Consider the following 19,263-nt stretch of genomic DNA (forward strand, 5'->3'; position numbering starts at 1 on the left):
GGAATCCGGAAAGGGTATGAAGGGTGTTTGCACCCAACCCCCCCCTCCTTGCAAGAAGCCTGAAACGCTCAGGGGCAATGTCGCTGCCAATGGTGCAGCTTTGCCACAGTTTTATCTCAGCCCGGCCCTTCTCGGGCGTATCCAAGACCGCAAAGCCCATATTCGACAGGGGAATCACTGCGCTACATATGCCTTGCCGATGGTGCAGCACTTGGATAGACCATTGTGCAAACAGGCAAAGGAAAGCTGAAATGGCATACAGGACCGTTTGCAAAGGCGCAGTGGCACTTCTTATTGTTGCGAGTCTCGGCGCTTGTGGCCTGGGGCGGGAAGCAACACAGCGCGCAGCGACATACAGCAATACCAACAACCCCAACGTGATCGAGACCGACCCGGACAATACGATCTGGTCGATTTTCAACCGCAAGAGCGGTGACACGAGAGTTTCGGTAAACAAGTATCTCTGGTCTGCATCGCTTGAGGTCCTCAATTTTCTGCCGGTTCAGTCCATCGACCCATTCACAGGCGTGATCGTGACAGGCTATGGCAGGCCACCCGGCGGCGGCTCGGCCTATCGCGCAACGGTGCTGATCGACGATCCGGCGCTTGATGCGCGGTCCCTGAACCTGGCGCTGCAAACCCAGGGCGGGCGCACCGTGAACACGGCCACCACCCGCGCGGTAGAAGACGCCATCCTGTCCCGCGCCCGTGAGATGCGTCTCGCCGACAATAAATTCTGATCCCGAACACGATCCACGACTTCTATGCGCCGGGCCCAGTGACATGAACGGCCCGGCGCAGTCCGTTTGAACGAAGGCCAAGCCATGACCCGCTATACTCCCGCCGAAATCGAAGCCCGCTGGCAAGCTGCCTGGGAAAAGGATGGCATTTTCCGCGCCGTCCGCGATGTCTCCAAGCCGAAATATTACGTGCTGGAGATGTTTCCCTATCCCTCGGGGCGCATCCACATGGGGCATGTGCGCAACTACACGATGGGCGACGTGATCGCGCGCTACAAGATCGCCACCGGGCATAACGTGCTGCACCCGATGGGCTGGGACGCCTTCGGGATGCCTGCGGAAAACGCCGCCATGGCCATCGGTGGCCACCCCAAGGACTGGACCTATGGCAACATCGACGACATGCGCGGCCAGATGAAGCCGCTGGGCCTGTCGATCGACTGGTCCCGCGAATTCGCCACCTGCGATCCCGAATACTATGGCCAGCAGCAGGCGCTTTTCCTCGACTTCCTTGATGCGGGGCTGGTGTATCGCAAGAACGCCGTGGTGAACTGGGACCCGGTCGATATGACTGTGCTGGCCAACGAACAGGTTGAGGCAGGGCGCGGCTGGCGCTCTGGCGCGCTGGTGGAACGGCGCGAGCTGACGCAGTGGTTCTTCAAGATATCGGATCATTCAGAGGAACTGCTGAATGCGCTCGACGGGTTGGACAACTGGCCCGCCAAGGTCAAGCTGATGCAGGCCAACTGGATCGGCAAGTCGCGCGGGCTGCAATTTGCCTTCTCCACCATCGAGGCACCGGACGGCCATGACCGGATCGACGTTTATACCACGCGCCCCGATACGCTGATGGGCGCGTCCTTTGTCGGTATCTCGCCCGATCACCCGCTTGCCAGGGCGCTGGAGCGGGAGAATTCGGATATCGCTGACTTCTGCGCCGAGTGCCGCAAGGGGGGCACGACGGAAGAGGCCATCGAGACCGCCGAGAAGCTGGGGATGGACACTGGTATCCGCGTGCGCCACCCGTTCGACACGGCGCATGAACTGCCCGTCTATATCGCCAACTTCATCCTGATGGATTACGGCACCGGGGCCATTTTCGGCTGTCCGGCCCATGACCAGCGCGATTTCGAATTCGCGACCAAATATGGCCTGCCGATCATTTCGACCTTTCTGCCATCAGAGGACGCGCCCGAAACCCTCGAAGAAGCCTTTGTGCCTGCCAAGGACGAGAAGGTCTTTTACAACCGGGGATTTGCGGGTGAAGCGCACCAAACCGGCAATGAGGCCATCGACGCCGCGATTCGCTTTTGCGAGGAAAACGGCGTGGGCCAAGGCGTGACCAAGTTCCGCCTGCGCGACTGGGGTCTGAGCCGCCAACGGTACTGGGGCTGCCCGATTCCCGTGGTGCATTGCGATACCTGCGGCGTGGTCCCCGAAAAGAAAGAGAACCTGCCGATCGAACTGCCCTATGACGTGGATTTCGACACGCCCGGCAACCCGCTGGACCGTCACCCGACATGGCGTGACTGTGCCTGCCCGTCCTGCGGTGCTGCGGCGCGGCGCGAGACGGACACGATGGACACCTTTGTCGATTCGTCGTGGTACTTCGCCCGGTTCACCGCACCCCGCGCCGAAACGCCGACAAACATGGAAGACGCCAAATACTGGATGAATGTGGACCAGTATATCGGCGGCATCGAACACGCGATCCTGCACCTGCTCTATTCACGTTTCTTTGCGCGGGCGATGCAGATCACCGGTCACCTGCCGGAAAGCGCCATCGAGCCCTTTGACGCGCTGTTCACGCAAGGGATGGTGACGCATGAGATCTACCAGACGCGCGATGCGAATGGGCGGCCCGTCTATCACCTGCCCGAGGATGTGAGTGACGGTAAGCTCTCTGACGGCACTGCCGTTGAAGTCATCCCCTCCGCCAAGATGTCGAAGTCCAAGAAAAACGTGGTCGATCCGCTGCACATCATTTCGAACTACGGGGCGGATACCGCCCGCTGGTTCGTGCTGAGCGATTCGCCCCCGGAACGGGATGTGGAATGGACCGCCTCGGGCGCAGAGGCGGCGTTCAAACACCTGGGCCGGGTCTGGAACATCTGCGACCGGATCGCACAGATGGAGACCGATGCCAGCGGAGACGGCGACGCGGAGTTGCTGCGCGCCATGCACAAGACCATCCATGATGTGACGATGGGCGTGGAATCCTTTGGTTTCAACGCCGCGATTGCCAAGCTTTATGCATTTACCGCGACCCTGCAAAAATCCAAGGCGGGCCAGGCCGCGCAGCGCGAAGCGATCATGACGCTGGCGCAGCTGATGGCCCCGATGACCCCGCATCTGGCCGAGGACATCTGGGCGCGCCAGAACGGCGAGGGCCTGATTGCCACCGCCCCCTGGCCAAAGGCGGACGAGGCGATGCTGGTGGATGATACGGTGACCCTGCCGATCCAGATCAACGGCAAACGACGGGCGGAAATCCAGGTGCCTGCCGACATGTCAAAAGAAGAGGTTGAAAAGATCGCGCTGGCCCATGAAGCTGTGATCAGGACCCTGGATGGGGCCACCCCGAAGAAGGTCATCGTAGTGCCCGGACGGATCGTGAATGTCGTTGCTTGACCGACGCACCCTTTTGCTTGCCCCGCTGGCGCTGGCCGCCTGCGGGTTTGAGCCGGTCTATGGGCCCGGCGGCAGCGGTACTGCGCTGCGCAACCGGGTGCTGGTGGATGAACCGAATGATCGCAACGGCTATCTGCTGACTCGCGAGATCGAGGAACGGCTGGGACGTGCCAACCCTGCGGGCTTTGGCCTGGCGGTCAAGATCGCCACGACCGAAGAGCGCCTTGCCATCGATTCGGCGGGCAACACCACCCGGTTCAACCTGCTGGGCGCGGTGGATTTCGCGCTGCGGGATCTGACCACGGGCCAGATCGTGACATCCGGCACCGTCGAGAACTTCACTGGCTATTCCGCCACCGGCACAACTGTTGCAACGCTGGCCAGCGCGCAGGATGCACAGGAACGCCTGATGCGCATTCTGGCCGAGCAGATCATCGCAAGGCTTTACGCCGCGCAGATCCCCGCATGAAACTGTCCCCGCGCGAGGCCAACAGCTATTTCACCAAGCCGGATGCCGGCAAGACCGGCCTGTTGATCTTTGGCAGCGATGCGATGCGTGTCGCCCTGAAACGGCAGGAATTCCTGAAATCGCTGCTGGGGCCCGATGCGGAAGAGGAAATGCGCCTGACCCGCATTCCTGCGGCCGAGTTGCGCCGTGACCCCGCGATGTTGCTGGACGCGATCAAGGCCGTGGGGTTCTTTCCGGGGCCGCGTGCGGCCTTTGTCGAGGATGCCAACGACAATGTGGCGAAACCTCTGCTGGATGCGCTGGTGGACTGGCAGCCCGGCGATGCGCAGATTGTCGTGTCGGGGGGCGACCTCAAGAAGACCTCCAAAGTGCGCAAGGCCTTTGAGAGCCACCCGAATGCCTATGCCGTGGCGATCTATGACAATCCGCCCGACCGGGCCGAGATCGAGCGGCTGTTGTCCGAGGCAGGATTGCGGCCCGAGCCCGATGCCATGGGCGCGCTGAGCGAACTGGCCCGCACGATTGATCCGGGCGATTTCCGCCAGACGCTGGAAAAGCTGTCGTTATACAAGCTGAACGATTCCACCGCCCTGACCGGACAGGACGTTGCTGCCTGCGCGCCGACATCGACCGAGGCTGATGTGGATGACATCCTGCACGTGGTGGCCGAAGCCCGCGCGGGCGACATCGGGCCGGTGATGAACAAGTTGCAGGGCCAGGGGGTGAACCCGGTGACGCTGACCATCATGGCGATCCGCCATTTCCGCACGCTTTACCGCATTGCCGCATCGCCCGGCGCGCCGATCTATGGGGTGCGTGACCGGGACCGGGCCATGCGGCAGGCCAAGGCCTGGGGCGCGGCAAAGCTGGAAACCGCGCTGACGGTTCTGACAGACACCGACCTGACCCTGCGGTCGGCCGCACAGACCGCACCGGCGCTGGCGCTGGTCGAACGCGCCTTTATCCGCCTTGCGATGCTGGGTGCCCAGCGCTGACCCCGGCACCCTGCCCGCGCGCGGCAGGATGCGAATACATTCTGGCTGGTCGACGAATTTGACGCGATTATCCGGGCAGCAGCCAAACACGATTTTGCTTTCCCTCAGGACTGGCGGGTGCCTGAGATCAAGGACAGTCTGAAGACGGCGTTGCTGCGCTCTGCCGACGTGCCGGCGGATCGGCTGGAAGGGTCATGCCTGGAGGGAGACAAGATGACCCATGCGGACATTCTGGGTGCATGGGCCGCAATGATGCGGGACCGGCCCGCGTTCAAGGCAGCGCAGGAGAAGGTTGCGGAATCCAGAAGGCTTTCCATCTTCCATCGCGTCGCGTTGCAGAAGAGCGGTTCAATGGCAATTGGCGGCGGCCTTGGATGGCAGGGTCTGCGGATTAATGCTTGACCCAGGCTGCCGCCTGCTGCCCTGCCCAGCGCCCGGTCGCAAGGCAGGCATTGATCAGATAGCCCCCTGTCGGTGCCTCCCAATCCAGCATCTCCCCTGCCACAAAGACCCCCGGCAGGTCGCGCAGCATCAGATTGTCATCGAGCGCACCAAATCGGACACCCCCGGCGGTCGAGATCGCCTCAGCCATCGGGCGCAGCCCCGCGTGGCGGATCGGCAGCGCCTTCAGCACCCGCGCGGTGGCCCTCAGACCCTCGGGCAGGGGGCGCGCCATTTCCTGTATCAGCGCGATCTGCGCCGGTGTCAGGTTCAACACCTTCCGCAGGTGGTTGGACAGGCTGGCCTTGCCGCGCGGCTTTGCCAGGCGCGTCGTGATCTCTGGCACAGAGAGGTCCGGCAGCAGGTCAAGCGACAGATCATGCCCTTCGCGCAGCCCGCGCGAGACCGCATAGATGCCGCCGCCCTCCAGCCCCCCTGCGGACAGGCTCGCCTCCCCCCGCGACTGGAACGGACCGGCGGACCATGCACCGCCTTTGATCGGCGCGCCAAAGTGTCTGACCATATGGTCAGACCAGTCCACCGCTACCCCGGCATTCGCGGGGGTAAAAGCCGCCAGGTCGACACTCCGAGCGTGCAATATCTCCGCCCATGTGCCGGTTGCGCCCAGTCGCGGCCAACTGGCGCCACCAAGGGCCAATACGGTCACATCCGCCTGCACCGTCCCGGCACCCTCCGGCGTCTGAAATGCCAGTGCATCGCCCTGCCAACCCTGCCAGTGCCACCGGGTCCTGATCTGCACCCCAAGCCCGGCAAGGCGTGCCAGCCAGGCCCGGAGCAGCGGTGACGCCTTCATCGAGGTCGGAAAGACCCGGCCTGTCGAGCCGGTGAAAACATCCTGCCCCAACCCGCGCGCCCAATCCTGCACGGCGCTTGCGTCGAATGCCGCGATGATCGGGGTCAGCGGGGCACGGGCCTCGGCATAGACTTCCATGAAAGGCGTGGGCGGCTCGTCCTTTGTCAGGTTCAGGCCGGATTTCCCGGCCATCAGGAACTTGCGGCCCACCGATGGCTTGGCGTCGCACAGCGTGACCTCAAGACCGGCACGCCCCAGCATCTCTGCCGCCATCAGACCAGCCGGGCCTGCGCCGATCACGACGGCACGGCTCATGCCCCTGCCCTGGGCAAACCACCTTTGATCTCGACCACGCGCTGGGGATAGGGAATCTCGATATTCGCGTCCTTGAGTGCGTTCCAGACCAGGAACAGCACGTCGGAGGTGTATTTGTTCGGCCCGTCATCCAGCCCGTTCACCCAGAACTCCACCGCGAAATCCACACCGCTGTCGCCAAAACCGCGCAGCTCGCAATCGGGCGGGTATGGTGCATCCAGCACTTCCGGGTGTGTGGCCACTGCGGCCTCGACCAGGGCGGGCACCCTGTTGATATCGGTGTCATAGCTGACAGAGAATGCTGCCTCGTATCGGTTGGCCGATCCGGCATCGGAGTAATTTGCCACGCGGGTGGTGATGAAATCCTCGTTCGGCACCACAATCCAGCGGCCATCGAAGGTTTCCAGAATGGTGGCACGGGCCATCATCTTGACGATCTTGCCCGCTTCGCCCCCGTCAAGTTCCACAAAATCACCGACGGTCGCCTGCCCCTCGACCAGCAGGATCACCCCCGAGATGAAATTCGACGCGATCTTTTGCAGGCCAAAACCCAACCCCACCCCGATCGCACCACCCAGAACGGCCAGGGCACCCAGGTTGATGCCCATGATGTTCATCAGCAACAGGAAGGCGACGGCAAAGATCGTGAACTCGACTGTCTTGATCAGCAATTGCCGGATCGAGGGGCGCATTTCCTCGTTCTGAGCGATGATCTGCGTGGTCTGGGTGTTCGACCATTGTCCCAGCCAGAACAGGAATGTCCCGGCAATGACGCCCCGTGCGACCGTGATCAGCGAAAAGCGGATATTGCCGACGCCCACGATGGTTTCGGTCAGCGCGGTGTTCACGACTTCCAGCAGGCCCAGGGCATAGATCGCCATGATCGGCAGCAGGATAAAGCGCCCCATGGTCTTGAGCAGCGGATCGGTGATGATGTCGCGCACCAGCGCCCGCGCGGCCAGAAACAGGAACAAACGCTTGCCAAAGGCGATGACAGCGCCAGAGTCGAACAGGGACCTGACAATGCTTTCTCCGATTCCTGTCAGCGCATAGGCCATCAGCGGAGAGAGCAGCGGCAGAAACAACAGGACAAACCGGCGCGGCGCGGCAAAGATGTTGGCACTGTCGCCGGGGTCGATCACCCGCTGCAATGCAGGTTTCAACCGCGCCGAGATCAGCGTGGCAAGCAGCCATGCCGCCACAAGCAGTGCAAACTGAGACCACGCCGCCGGGCTCAACAACCAACTGAGCGCAAGTTCCCAGCCCTGCACGGCATAGCCATAGGCCTGCTGCACGATTTCAGGCTGCGCAGAAAGGTCGAACTCCATCACCATTACCTTGTTTCATTCAGCAAATACGCCATCCTCATGCCCGGACGGCAGCAAAGGATCAAGGATTTTGCATAGGGTCAGAACGTACCGCACCCGGTTTGCCGTCTCTCAAGGCGTGGGATTCCAGCAAAGGTGCCGCACAGACAGGACATGTCCGCTGTGAAACCCTGCGCCGAAAAAAATGCCGACAGCTTTGTCGCGTCCTGCCTGCAATATCCACAGGCTCTAACCTCCGCAGCACATCCGCTTGATCCCGGCCGCGATCTCGGGCCTGGCGGCCACAGTGTCGGCCGTGAGGTCGCGGGCATGTTCCAGCAAGGCGTCGGGCGCGACAATCCGGTCGATCAGGCCAAAGGAAAGCGCGTCTTCCGCCGTGATCTTTTGCCCGCCCATCAGGATCAGCTTGGTACGTGCGGGCCCTATGAGGGCCGCCATGCGCACCGGGTCGGACGGCTGCGGCAGGAACCCCAGCTTCATCACCGGATAGAAGAACTTTGCCTCCGGCACCGCGATACGGATGTCGCAGGCCAGGGCCATGCCCATGGCACCGCCCGCAAGGGTGCCGTTCAGCGCCGCGACGGTCAGCCCAGGCAGGGCCGCAATCGCGCCGGACAGGCGTTCCCATATGTCAGAAGTGGCGAGGCCTGCGCGGGCGGCCTCCAGATCGGCACCGGCGCTGAAAACACGGCCCGTGCCGGTCAGGATCACCGCCCTGGCCTCTGTCGCCGCCTCCATCACCTCCGCCAGCTCGCTGAGCATGGCATGGGTCAGCGAGTTGGCCTTGTCGGGGCGGTTGATGGTGACGGTCCAGATGTCACCCGCGCGGTCACAGAGGATCATATCAGACCCACGGCGCGGCGGATGTCCTCGTCCCGCAGCGAAATCTCGTCACCCTTGAACCGGTCGGCTTCGACACTGCACATCCACAACAGGCACCGTGCGGGCCAGTCGGCGGGAATATGGTCTTCCCAGGCCAGCTTGCTGACCGGATTGATGCCGGAGGCCTTGATCTCGCGCTGCATCTGCGTCGCAACGGTGCCGGGCGAAAGGCCAATGGCGCGGATGCCGTGTTCGGCCTCTTCCTTGTCAAGGCAGCGGTTCAACATGTTGACCGCCGCCTTGGAGGCGCAGTAGTGGCTCCAGCCTTCGATCGCGCCATGGGCCGCCCCGGAGGAGATCGTCAGGATCGACCCGCCGCCCGCTTCGCGCATCGCGGGCAGCACCGCATGGATGCCGTTGAACACGCCCTTGAGGTTGATGTCGATCACCTGCCCCCAATCGGCGGGATCAACGTCAGCGAGACGCGAAATGGGTTCGATCACGCCGGCATTGTTGATCAGCACGTCCAGACTGCCGAAGGCGCTTTGCGCGGTAGCGACCGCCGATGACATTTCGCCGTATCGCGCCACATTGCAGGGAATCGCAATCGCCTTGTCTCCGATTTCCCCCACCAGATCGCTCAGCGCGTCCTGTGACCGCGCCAGCAGTACCACATTTGCCCCCGCTTGGGCGAAAACCCGCGCAGTTTCGGCGCCGATGCCACGGCTTGCACCTGTGATCATAACTGTCTTGCCGGTCATATCCATTGGATCACTCCTTTGATCGGGGGATGTTTTGCATAGGGTCTTTGCCCTGTGGTAAAGCTGTGAAATGCGATGGTCCACCCCCGTGCGGTACTTGACCCTGCGCGCCCTTTGTCAGAGGCTCTGGCCACATTTGCGATAAGGATATTCTCATGTTTCGTCTGAACTCCGCTTCTTTCGGTCTCGCGTTGCCCGCGATGCTGTTGTCTTCTGCCGCTTGGGCCGATCTGACCCCGACACAGGTCTGGGGCGACTGGCGCCAGTATATGGAGGGCATGGGCTATGGCATCAGCGCCTCCGAAAACGAGGCAGGTGGCAACCTGACCGTCAGCGATCTGACCCTGGACATGCCGATGCCCGATGAGGGCGGCGCGGTCACGATGACCATGGGCACCTTCGAATTCGTCGCGAACGGCGATGGATCGGTGGCAATCGTGATGCCTGCAACGCTGCCCATGGCAATTTCCGCCACCGGCAGTGAAACCGATCCCGGCTTTACCATGAACCTGGACTACACCCAGTCCGACCATACGATGACGGTCAGCGGGACGCCCGAGAGCATGACATATGCCTATGATGCGGGCACCATTGGTCTGAAGCTGACAGAGCTGATCGTGGATGGCAAAAGCTATGGCGAGGAAAATGCCAAGATCGACGTCGTTGCGACCGACTTTACCAGCCGGACAACAATGACCATCGGTGACATGCGCAGTTATGAACAGACCGGACAGATCGGCGGCGTCACCTATGACCTGTTTGTGCATAACCCCGAACAGACGGGCCAGCTTGCCATGGTCGGCAGCATGTCCGAACTGACCCTTGAGGGGGGTGGCATGATCCCGCGCGACAACCTGGATGCATCGGATATGGCGGCGATGATCGCGGCGGGCTTCGATGTATCGGGCAACATCACCTTTGGCGCCGGCAATACCGACATCAATTTCCAGGATGAGACCGAGGGCGATTTCGCCGCAACCACATCTTCGCAGGGTGGCGATCTGAGCGTTGAAATGGGTCCGGGCGGCATTGCCTATGCCGGGTCGCAGAAAGACACCAAGATGAACATCAAGGTGGCCGATCTGCCGTTCCCGATCGACCTGAGCATGGCGCGCTCCGGTTTCAAGCTGGAAGCGCCCGTTGTCAAATCCGACGACCCGCAGGATTTTGCCTTTGGGATCACGCTGGGCGATTTCGTCATGTCCGACATGATCTGGGGTATCTTTGACCCCACCGGCCAGTTGCCGCGTGACCCTGCAACCGTCGAACTGGATCTCAGCGGTCAGGCCAAACTGCTGGTCGACTACATGGACCCCGAAGCGGCAGCAAACCTTGCTGGCCCTCCGGGCGAGGTCAACGCGCTGACGGTGAACACGCTGGTGGTGGATGCCGCCGGTGCGCGCCTCGAAGGTCAGGGTGACGTGATCTTCGACAACACGGACCAGACCACATTCCCCGGCATGCCGAAACCTGTGGGCGCTGTCGACCTGTCGCTGGTGGGCGGCAACGGGCTGATGGACAAGCTGGTTGCGATGGGCCTTTTGCCCGAGGAACAGGCAATGGGCGCGCGGATGATGATGGGCCTGTTCGCAGTGCCCGGCACCGAACCGGACACTCTGAGTTCAAAGATCGAATTCACCGAAGATGGCCAGGTCTTGGCCAATGGGCAGCGTATCAAGTAAGCTGCGAGCTTCGAATTGACCAAGAGGCGCGGCGCTGGCCGCGCCTCTTTTCATTTGCAGTGTTCCCCCGGCTGTCGCATGCCGCGCAATTCTGACTGTTCCCGGCGGATTTTCTGAATTCGGTCAGGAAGCCGTGGCAAGCAATCCTGACCCGACTGCCATGCATTTCCGACCCAGACCGGACCCTTGGCACAGGGTGCGCTGGCGGACAATGCTGCCGTTCGCAAAGTTCAGGCACATATGCTATTGTCCTGCATGCTTGACCTCAATGACACCACCACGATCGAGGTGAACGGAACCAGCCTCGCCACATTCCAACAAGGTAGCGGCGACCCTGTCACGCTTGTCCACGGTGGTGTTTCGGACCTACGAAGCTGGTCCGGTCAGATGTCCGCATTGTCGAGGAAATTCCGGGTTCTCTGCTATAGTCGCCGGTTTCACGCACCGAACGCCCCCATTCCGCCAGACCAGCCGGATACGTTTCAAACCCACGTGGACGATCTGGCCGCGCTGATCGACCGCCTTGGGACGGCTCCAACCCATATTGTGGCGCATTCGTGGGGCGGCCTGATTGCACTCGCCCTGGCGACGCAACGCCCCGAGATGTGTCGAAACCTGGTTCTGATCGAAGCACCGAGCGTAACCGTTCATCTGGAAATCCCGCCAAAACCGCTGCAATTGCTAAACCTGTTCCTTTCGAACCCGAAACTTGCCTTTGCGATCGCGAAGCTGGGTGCAGGAACATTTGCGCCTGCGGAAAAGGCATTTCGAAAGGGGGACGACAAAGCCGCCATTGCACACTTTGGCCGGGGCGTTTTGGGGGATCGGGCATTTGATGGTCTCTCTGAAGAGCGCTACCAGCAGGTCTGGGACAATCGAGGGCCGGACAGAGCGCAGGCTTTATATCACGGCTTTCCCGATTTGCGTAACGCACCGCTCTCGCGTGTCACGATGCCCGTCCTGTTGCTCAGCGGAAACTCAAGCCCGGTTGTATTTCGGCGGTTGAATGATGCTTTGGCTGACAGGCTGCCCAATGCGATCCATCGCATAATACCCAATGCGTCGCATATCGTTCAGGAGGATGCCCCTGATGAAGTAAATGCCCAGATAGCAGGATTCCTGAAAACGTAAGTTGGACCCGATCCCGCCATTCCTGCGCCCGGAGCACGCCAATCGGGCCGCTGCCCTTGCCCTTGTGACCATTGGCGATTACCTCTGCGCCTACCCCGATTGGAGCCTGCCTCATGTCACAGCCCCTCGATGCGCTGACCAAATCCCTGTTGCTTGCCGCCGGCAAGGCAGGCGCGGACGCGGCAGATGCCAAGGCCGTGCGCGCGACGTCTGTTTCTGTCGATGTGCGCGGCGGTCTGCTGGAGCAGGCCGAGCGCGCGGAGGGCACCGACATCGGCCTGCGTGTCTTTGTGGGAAAACGATCTGCCACGGTTTCGGCGTCGGATACATCTGAACGCACGATGGAGGAAATGGCCGTGCGCGCGGTAGCCATGGCCCGCGAGGCCCCCGAAGACCCCTATGCCGGGTTGGCCGAGCCTGAGCAGCTTGCACGGGGTTGGGACATCGAAGCCCTGCAACTGGTCGACCCGGCAGAGGAACCCTCGCCCGAGGCCCTGCAAGAGGACGCGGCCGCCACCGAAGCTGCGGCGCTGGCCGTCAAGGGCGTCAGCCAGGTGCAATCCGCCAGCGCCGGATACAGCGCGCAGCAGATATTTCTGGCCACGACAAACGGTTTCGAAGGCGGCTATGGCCGCACCAACCGGGGGCTGTCCTGTGTTGCCATCGCGGGCAGCGGCAGCGGTATGGAACGTGATTATGATGGCGACAACCGCATCTTTCAATCGGACCTGCGGGATGCCGACGACATTGGCCGGACCGCGGCGCAGCGCGCCCTTGCAAGGCTTGATGCGCGCAAGCCGCCCACCGGAGCATATCCCGTCCTTTTCGACGAACGCGTCGCATCCTCGCTAATCGGCCATCTGCTGGGCGCAGTGAACGGCAACGCCATAGCGCGCGGCGCGTCATACCTGCGTCACGCGCTGGGGGAGGCCGTCCTGCCCGATCACCTTTCGCTGATCGAAGATCCGCACCGCCCCCGTGTCGGCGGGTCGCGCCCCTTCGACGGCGAAGGATTGCCGACCCAGCGCCGCATGATCGTGGAGAACGGCGTGCTCACGGGCTGGACGCTCGACCTTGCCACCGCGCGCAAACTGGGCATGGCACCGACCGGCAACGGGGCGCGCAGCACCTCTTCGGGGCCGTCGCCCACCACCTGGAATGTGGCCCTGACCCAAGGCACGGCCAGCCGTGACGACCTGATCCGCGAGATGGGCACCGGTCTGCTGGTCACCTCGATGATCGGGTCGACGATCAATCCGAACACGGGCGATTATTCGCGCGGGGCCAGCGGCCTGTGGGTCCAGAACGGCGAGATCACCCATGCGATCAACGAATGCACCATTGCGGGCAACCTGCGGGACATGCTGCGTGCGATTGTCCCCGCCAATGACGGGCGGCCGCACCTGAGCCGGGTCGTGCCGTCCTTGCTGGTGCCGGGGATGACCCTTGCCGGCGCGTGATCTGCCCCTGCTGATCGACGCCGCCCGCATTGCCGGACGTGTCGCCACCAGCTTTGTCGGAAAGACGGCGCGGCGTTGGGACAAACCGGGCGATGCAGGCCCGGTGACCGAGGCTGACCTGGCGGTGAACGATGTGCTGCAAACAACCTTGCGGCTTGCCCGGCCCGATTATGGCTGGCTGTCGGAAGAAACCGAAGACACCACCGAAAGACTGGGCAAGGACAGGGTGTTCATCATCGACCCGATCGACGGCACCCGCAGCTTTGTCGAAGGGTCACACACCTGGGCGCACTCCCTGGCCGTGGCAGAGGCAGGTGTGGTTACGGCAGCGGTCGTGTTCCTGCCGATGCGGGGCAAGCTCTATGCCGCTGCAAAGGGTGAGGGGGCGACACTGAACGGCGAAGACATGCGGACAGCGCAGCAGCCCGACCTGTCGCAAACCACGGTGCTGGCTGCTAAACCCGCGCTGATGGAACATTTCTGGAAATCCCGCAGTGCCCCGACCTTCAAACGCAGCTACCGGCCATCGCTGGCCTATCGCCTGGCGCTGGTGGGACAGGGCCGTTTCGACGCGATGCTGACCCTGCGCCGCAGCTGGGAATGGGACATCGCGGCCGGAGCCCTGATCGTGACAGAGGCAGGCGGCACCTGTTCCGATCAGACGGGCCGACCGCTGGTCTTCAACAATGCCGATCCCCGGCTGAACGGAGTGGTCGCCGGCGGGGTGCCTGCGCAGGCGGCCCTGATCGCCGCACTTGCCTGAAACGTTTCTTCTGGTACGACAAGGATACTCCCAAGTGACAAAGGAAATTCCATGACACAACGCTTGCACCTCGTTTTCGGCGGTGAACTGGTCAATCCCACGGACACCGCATTCAAGAACGTCGATGACATCCATATCGTCGGTATATTTCCGAACTATGCCACCGCATTCGACGCTTGGAAGAACGAGGCACAACGCACGGTGGACAACGCGCATATGCGCTATTTCATTGCCCACCTGCACCGCCTGCGGGACGAGGAAACACCCGCCTCGCCCACCGAAGAGCTGGGCTGAACCCGCAATGGCGCGGTCGCTGGGGCTCGCGGCGTATCGTGCCATGGTCCGGCACGGGGTGGCCGATGTGGTCCCGCCCGATGTGCCGCGCCCGACCGGTGAGCTGGTATGGGTTCGCGCCGCTGAGGCCGGGAACCTGCTGGCCGTCCGGGACCTTGCCTTGCGGCTGTGTGCGGTGCGGGACGGGTTGAATGTGCTGATCACCCTGCCGGAGGGGGCGGACATGACCGCGCTGCCGAACACGGACAACAACGTGATCGTCCAGCCCGTGCCAAGCGAACACCAGTCGGCGGTCAAGGCGTTTCACGATCACTGGCGCCCCGATAGCTGCATCTGGGTCTGGGGCGCACTGCGGCCCAATCTGGTGCTGGAGACCGGCGCACGGAACTGTCCCATGTTCCTGATTGACGCCGACACCCGTGGTTTTGACGGCCGCCGCGATCGTTGGCTGTCAGATCTGACCTACCAGATGCTGTCACAGTTCGACTATGTTCTGGCCCGGTCCGAGCCGGGGTTGCAGCGGTTGCTGCAACTTGGCCTTTCGCGCCAGCAGATCGAAATCACATCACCCCTCCTGGCAGGAGGCCAGGCGCTGCCCTGCGTGGACTCGGATCTGACAGAACTGTCTACAGTCATCGGCGGCAGGCCGGTTTGGTTTGCAACCCAATTGCAAGCCAAGGAATTCCCCACCGTCCTTTCAGCCCACCGCCAGGCCATGCGCCTGTCGCACCGGTTGCTGCTGATCCTGCAACCGGCAGAGCCGGAAACAACCGCCGAGGCGATCGAGCTTGCGCAGGCACGCGGTTTCGCGACCGTGAACTGGAGCGATGGCACCTTTCCCGACGAGGCAACGCAGGTTGTCGTTACCGATGACCCCGGCGACCGTGGGCTGTTCTTTCGACTGGCTCCGGTATCCTTTCTGGGCTCGTCCCTGGTGCAGGGCGAAAGCGGCTGTGACCCCTTCGACGCGGCGGCCCTGGGGTCTGCCGTGCTGTACGGTCCGAAGGTCCGGCATTTCATGGGGTCCTACACAAGGCTGGCGGTCGCAGGTGCAGCGCGGATCGTCAACGATGCCGACGCGCTCGGCACCGCCGTTTCACGCCTGATCGCCCCGGATCAGGCCGCGACGATGGCCCATGCGGGATGGGATGTGATCAGCCAGGGTGCCGCGCTGATGGACCGGGTGACCGATCTTGTGCAGGACGCGCTTGATGATCAGGTCAGGGCGCAGTGATGCGGGCCCCGGATTTCTGGCATCTGCCCCGGCCCGACTGGCGCGCACGGCTGTTGCAGCCCCTTGGCACGCTCTACGCACGGGCGACCGCGCGCCGTCTGGCCCGGGGCACGCGCGCGCGGCTGGAGGTGCCCGTGGTCTGTGTCGGCAACATCAACGCGGGCGGGACCGGCAAGACACCCACGGTCATGGCTGTTGTGGATCACCTGCGGAACCTGTTTCACACACCGCATATCGTGTCGCGCGGCTATGGCGGAACCCTGGAGGGGCCCGTGCAGGTCGACCCATCGCGCCACAGCGCTGCTCAGGTCGGAGACGAACCGCTGCTGCTGGCGGCCTTTGCCGAGGTCTGGGTCGCCAGGGATCGCGCCGCCGGAGCCAGGGCCGCGCAACAGGCAGGCGCCACCGTGATCGTGCTGGATGACGGGTTCCAGAACCCGGCGCTGCACCATGATCTGGGCATTGTGGTGGTGGATGCGGAAAAAGGATTCGGCAACGGGTTGTGCCTGCCTGCGGGCCCGCTGCGTGAACCTGCGGAGGTCGGGCTGGGCCGGGCAGATATTTTGCTGTCGATCGGTGATTCTGCCGCACAGGCCAGCTTTGCGGCACCGACCCTGCCGCCTTCCGTACCGCATGTGCAGGCCGCCCTTGCCCCCTTGCAGACCGGTATGAACTGGGCGGATACCACCGCCTTTGCCTTTGCCGGGATCGGCCACCCGGAGAAATTCTTTGCCACGCTGCGCGGGCTGGGGGCGACGCTGGTCCATGCAGAAGCGCTGGACGATCACCAGCCGCTGACCGCTGCGCTGATGACACGGCTGGAGACAGACGCCCGCGCGCGCGGCGCGCAACTGGTCACGACGGAAAAAGACGCGGTCAGGCTGCCAGACAGCTTCCGCAGCAAGGTGATCACCCTGCCGGTGCGTTTGCAATTCGCCGAGGGAAACGCGCTGTTCGAAGCTCTGGACGCGCTGCCACGTCCCGCGTGACACAGCGGAATTTTCGAAAATTCCGGCCCGATCTTTTTGAAAAGATCGGTCGGCCGGTCAGTTGTCCTCGCCCAGCTTCGGAGCCGGGCGGTGCAGCGCCAGTTCGGCATCCGAAAAGGTGAACGGCGAGCGCAGCCCCGGAACCCCGTCCAGTTCGATCTGCATGCCGCGCGCCACCACCTGCGGGTCGGCCATGACATCGGACAGATCGTTGATCGGCCCCGCCGGCACATTGTTCGCCTCGCAGGCCGCCAGCAGATCGTCCCTGCTGCGCAACCGCGTTGCGCCATTCAGGCGGCGGATCATCTCGGGCCGGTTGGCCACACGGTCGGCGTTCTTGGCATAATCCGGTGCCTCGGCCATCTCATCCAGCCCCAGCAGGCGGCACAGACGCTGGTACTGGCCATCATTGCCGGTTGCGATGATCAGGTGACCGTCTGCACATTCGAACACTTCGTAGGGAGTCAGGTTGGGATGCGCGTTGCCCATGCGCCCAGGCGGTTTGCCGGTGGTCAGGTAGTTCATCGCCTGATTGCCCATGATGGCCACCGCGCAATCCAGCAGTGCCATGTCAATGTGCTGACCCCTGCCGGTCTGGCTGCGCTGGTGCACGGCGGCCAATATCGCGGTGGTCGCGTAGATGCCCGTGAAGATATCGGTGATCGCCATGCCCGATTTCTGCGGCTGGCGGTCCGGTTCTCCGGTGATCGACATCAGGCCCGACATGCCCTGAATGATGAAATCATACCCGGCCCGATGGGCATAGGGGCCGGTATGGCCGAAACCTGTGATCGAGCAGTATATCAGATGCGGGAACTCGTCCTTGAGGCTGGCATAGTCCAGCCCGTATTTGGCCAGCCCGCCGGTCTTGAAATTCTCGATCAGGATATCGGCATCCGCCAGCATCGCCTTGACCTGCGCCACGCCCTCATCGGTCCGGAAATCGGCGGTGACAGACGCCTTTCCCCGGTTGGTGGAGTGAAAATAGCTTGCCGACTGGTCCTCATCGCGGGTGACGAAGGGCGGGCCCCACTGGCGGGTGTCATCGCCGGCAGGGCTTTCGACCTTGATCACGTCGCATCCCAGATCGGACAGGGTCTGACCGGCCCAGGGCCCGGCCAGGACCCGTGCCAGTTCTATGACCTTCAGGCCTGCAAGCGGTGCGCTCATCAGCTGCCAAGCTCGGCGTCGATCAATGTCTTGAAGTCGGCGTAGGACATGTTCGATTGCTTCGTGCCGTTGATGATGAAGCTGGGCGTCGAGGTGACGTCATCGCCCTCGCGATTCTCGGCTTCCCAGGCGACCAGCGTCTGCGCCGTGTCGGCATCCTGAAGACAGGCGTTCAGGGTGTCGTTGTCCATCCCCGCAAGGCGGCCGATCTTGCGCAGCCCTTCGACGATCGCAGCAGGCTCGCCGCCGCGGACCCAGTCGGACTGACCCTTGTAGATCAGATCCGCAATGCCAAAGAACTTCGCTTCGCCACCGCAACGCGCCACCATGGAGGCCCAGAGGCCGGGGCGGTCGAAATAGACTTCGCGGTAGATGAACCTGACCTTGCCGGTGTCGATATAGTCGGCCTTGAGCTGCTTGAACGGCCCCTGATGGAAGGCCGCGCAATGCGGGCAGGTGAAAGAGGCGTATTCGATGATCGTGACCGGCGCATCCGCGTCGCCCATCACCATCTCGGTGATGGTGGAGGTATCGACATCCGCATCGCTGGATTGGGCATTCGCCGCGCCGACGATGGCAGTCGAACCGGGTGTTGACGAGTTGCGTGTCAGCGCCCAGCCGCCCAGCCCCGCGACGGCGACACCGCCCAGAATCAGATTTCTACGTTGCATGTGATGTTCCTTTGTCAGCTCTTCAGCGGTTGTTCTTGTTCAATATGTTCTCGCCCAGACGCGCAAGGGCCTCGCGCAATCCGTTGTCCGAAACCTGGCCCGCCGCCGCAGTCGCTTTTGCGCGCAGTGCCGGATCAGGTGCCGCCTTGGACTTGGGGCTTTGGTGGGCGAATGCAACCTGCCCTTCGGCAAAACCGGTTGCAGCAGTCTGGGTGATGCGCACCCGCGCGATGGCGTTGTAACCGTAGATCGCGTTCACCTTGGCGCGCAGTTTTTCCTTCTGCATCTCCAGCATTGGGGCATGTGACCCGGTTGTCAGCAGGGTGAGCGTCGCGCCCAGCCCCCCCCGGCCATAGCTGACCTCGACGGGTTGGCAGATATCCGCAATGTCCTCGCCCGCAACTTCGACCCATTGAGTCAGCAGCCGCGACTGCGCAAACCCACGCGATTCGGATGCCTTCCGGATCTGGCCGGACAGAAGGCTGTCGGTGCGTTTGAAACCATAGGTTCCGGTGCGGCGCGGTGGCATGGGCTTGTATCTCCGAACGTGCGG

General features: G+C 62.8%; 19 protein-coding genes. 12 read left to right on the forward strand and 7 right to left on the reverse strand.

Going from position 1 to position 19,263, the window contains the following annotated elements; translation table 11 throughout:
• Positions 1-251: 251 nt before the first annotated feature.
• From A8B82_RS07630 to A8B82_RS07650, 5 genes are all read left to right on the forward strand, one after another.
• A complete protein-coding gene (locus A8B82_RS07630; RefSeq protein ID WP_067290358.1) occupies positions 252-740 on the forward strand; it encodes a DUF3576 domain-containing protein in 489 nt (162 codons plus the stop codon).
• A gap of 84 nt (positions 741-824) precedes the next feature.
• Entirely contained in the window at positions 825-3,371 is a 2,547-nt protein-coding gene (gene leuS, locus A8B82_RS07635; protein WP_067290526.1) for a leucine--tRNA ligase, read from the forward strand.
• The gene (gene lptE / locus A8B82_RS07640; RefSeq protein WP_067290360.1) at positions 3,358-3,840 is read left to right on the forward strand and encodes an LPS assembly lipoprotein LptE; all 483 of its coding nucleotides are present in this window, start codon (positions 3,358-3,360) and stop codon (positions 3,838-3,840) included. The genes leuS and lptE overlap by 14 nt, the downstream gene beginning before the upstream one ends.
• Positions 3,837-4,835: a DNA polymerase III subunit delta gene (holA, locus tag A8B82_RS07645; protein ID WP_067290363.1), complete on the forward strand. Its 999-nt coding sequence runs from the start codon at positions 3,837-3,839 to the stop codon at positions 4,833-4,835. Before lptE ends, holA begins: the two co-directional genes overlap by 4 nt.
• 117 nt (positions 4,836-4,952) lie before the next feature.
• The gene (locus A8B82_RS07650) at positions 4,953-5,237 is read left to right on the forward strand and encodes a hypothetical protein (protein ID WP_067290365.1); all 285 of its coding nucleotides are present in this window, start codon (positions 4,953-4,955) and stop codon (positions 5,235-5,237) included.
• On the opposite strand, the gene A8B82_RS07655 is transcribed toward A8B82_RS07650, so the two are convergent.
• From A8B82_RS07655 to A8B82_RS07670, 4 genes are all read right to left on the reverse strand, one after another.
• The gene (locus A8B82_RS07655) at positions 5,227-6,405 is read right to left on the reverse strand and encodes a TIGR03862 family flavoprotein (protein WP_067290368.1); all 1,179 of its coding nucleotides are present in this window, start codon (positions 6,403-6,405) and stop codon (positions 5,227-5,229) included. The genes A8B82_RS07650 and A8B82_RS07655 overlap by 11 nt on opposite strands.
• Entirely contained in the window at positions 6,402-7,733 is a 1,332-nt protein-coding gene (locus A8B82_RS07660) for a mechanosensitive ion channel family protein (RefSeq protein ID WP_067290529.1), read from the reverse strand. The genes A8B82_RS07655 and A8B82_RS07660 overlap by 4 nt, the downstream gene beginning before the upstream one ends.
• Before the next feature lie 228 nt (positions 7,734-7,961).
• Positions 7,962-8,576: an enoyl-CoA hydratase/isomerase family protein gene (locus tag A8B82_RS07665; RefSeq protein ID WP_067290370.1), complete on the reverse strand. Its 615-nt coding sequence runs from the start codon at positions 8,574-8,576 to the stop codon at positions 7,962-7,964.
• Positions 8,573-9,322, reverse strand: coding sequence for an SDR family oxidoreductase (locus A8B82_RS07670; RefSeq protein ID WP_067290372.1), 750 nt, complete (start codon positions 9,320-9,322; stop codon positions 8,573-8,575). Before A8B82_RS07670 ends, A8B82_RS07665 begins: the two co-directional genes overlap by 4 nt.
• Before the next feature lie 149 nt (positions 9,323-9,471).
• Between A8B82_RS07670 and A8B82_RS07675 the strand changes: the two genes are divergently transcribed.
• The 7 genes from A8B82_RS07675 to lpxK all read left to right on the forward strand — a co-directional run bounded on the left by A8B82_RS07675 (position 9,472) and on the right by lpxK (position 16,869).
• Positions 9,472-10,998 carry a hypothetical protein gene (locus tag A8B82_RS07675; protein WP_067290374.1) on the forward strand — a complete coding sequence of 509 codons (1,527 nt, stop codon included), beginning with the start codon at positions 9,472-9,474 and terminating at the stop codon, positions 10,996-10,998.
• A 255-nt stretch (positions 10,999-11,253) separates the two neighbouring features.
• Positions 11,254-12,129, forward strand: a complete 876-nt coding sequence (locus tag A8B82_RS07680; protein ID WP_161489433.1) for an alpha/beta fold hydrolase — start codon at positions 11,254-11,256, stop codon at positions 12,127-12,129.
• 113 nt (positions 12,130-12,242) lie between these two features.
• Positions 12,243-13,589 carry a TldD/PmbA family protein gene (locus A8B82_RS07685; protein ID WP_067290379.1) on the forward strand — a complete coding sequence of 449 codons (1,347 nt, stop codon included), beginning with the start codon at positions 12,243-12,245 and terminating at the stop codon, positions 13,587-13,589.
• Positions 13,576-14,352 (forward strand): 3'(2'),5'-bisphosphate nucleotidase CysQ, encoded by a 777-nt coding sequence (locus tag A8B82_RS07690; RefSeq protein ID WP_067290388.1) that lies wholly within the window; start codon positions 13,576-13,578, stop codon positions 14,350-14,352. The genes A8B82_RS07685 and A8B82_RS07690 overlap by 14 nt, the downstream gene beginning before the upstream one ends.
• Positions 14,353-14,403: 51 nt before the next feature.
• Positions 14,404-14,646: a DUF4170 domain-containing protein gene (locus A8B82_RS07695; protein WP_067290391.1), complete on the forward strand. Its 243-nt coding sequence runs from the start codon at positions 14,404-14,406 to the stop codon at positions 14,644-14,646.
• Between the two features lie 7 nt (positions 14,647-14,653).
• Positions 14,654-15,880 carry a 3-deoxy-D-manno-octulosonic acid transferase gene (locus A8B82_RS07700; protein WP_067290394.1) on the forward strand — a complete coding sequence of 409 codons (1,227 nt, stop codon included), beginning with the start codon at positions 14,654-14,656 and terminating at the stop codon, positions 15,878-15,880.
• A complete protein-coding gene (gene lpxK / locus A8B82_RS07705; protein ID WP_067290396.1) occupies positions 15,880-16,869 on the forward strand; it encodes a tetraacyldisaccharide 4'-kinase in 990 nt (329 codons plus the stop codon). The genes A8B82_RS07700 and lpxK overlap by 1 nt, the downstream gene beginning before the upstream one ends.
• Before the next feature lie 57 nt (positions 16,870-16,926).
• Here lpxK and A8B82_RS07710 read toward each other — a convergent pair whose 3' ends face one another.
• From A8B82_RS07710 to A8B82_RS07720, 3 genes are read right to left on the reverse strand one after another with little or no spacing between them, the layout of a single operon-like run.
• Positions 16,927-18,039, reverse strand: a complete 1,113-nt coding sequence (locus tag A8B82_RS07710; protein ID WP_067290398.1) for a CaiB/BaiF CoA transferase family protein — start codon at positions 18,037-18,039, stop codon at positions 16,927-16,929.
• Complete coding sequence (locus tag A8B82_RS07715; RefSeq protein ID WP_067290401.1) at positions 18,039-18,710, reverse strand: DsbA family protein; 672 nt, start codon at positions 18,708-18,710, stop codon at positions 18,039-18,041. Before A8B82_RS07715 ends, A8B82_RS07710 begins: the two co-directional genes overlap by 1 nt.
• A 22-nt stretch (positions 18,711-18,732) precedes the next feature.
• The gene (locus A8B82_RS07720) at positions 18,733-19,239 is read right to left on the reverse strand and encodes a DUF721 domain-containing protein (protein ID WP_067290403.1); all 507 of its coding nucleotides are present in this window, start codon (positions 19,237-19,239) and stop codon (positions 18,733-18,735) included.
• Between the last annotated feature and the right edge of the window lie 24 nt (positions 19,240-19,263).

Source organism: Sulfitobacter sp. EhC04 (genome assembly GCF_001650875.1).
Classification (GTDB): Bacteria; Pseudomonadota; Alphaproteobacteria; order Rhodobacterales; family Rhodobacteraceae; genus Sulfitobacter.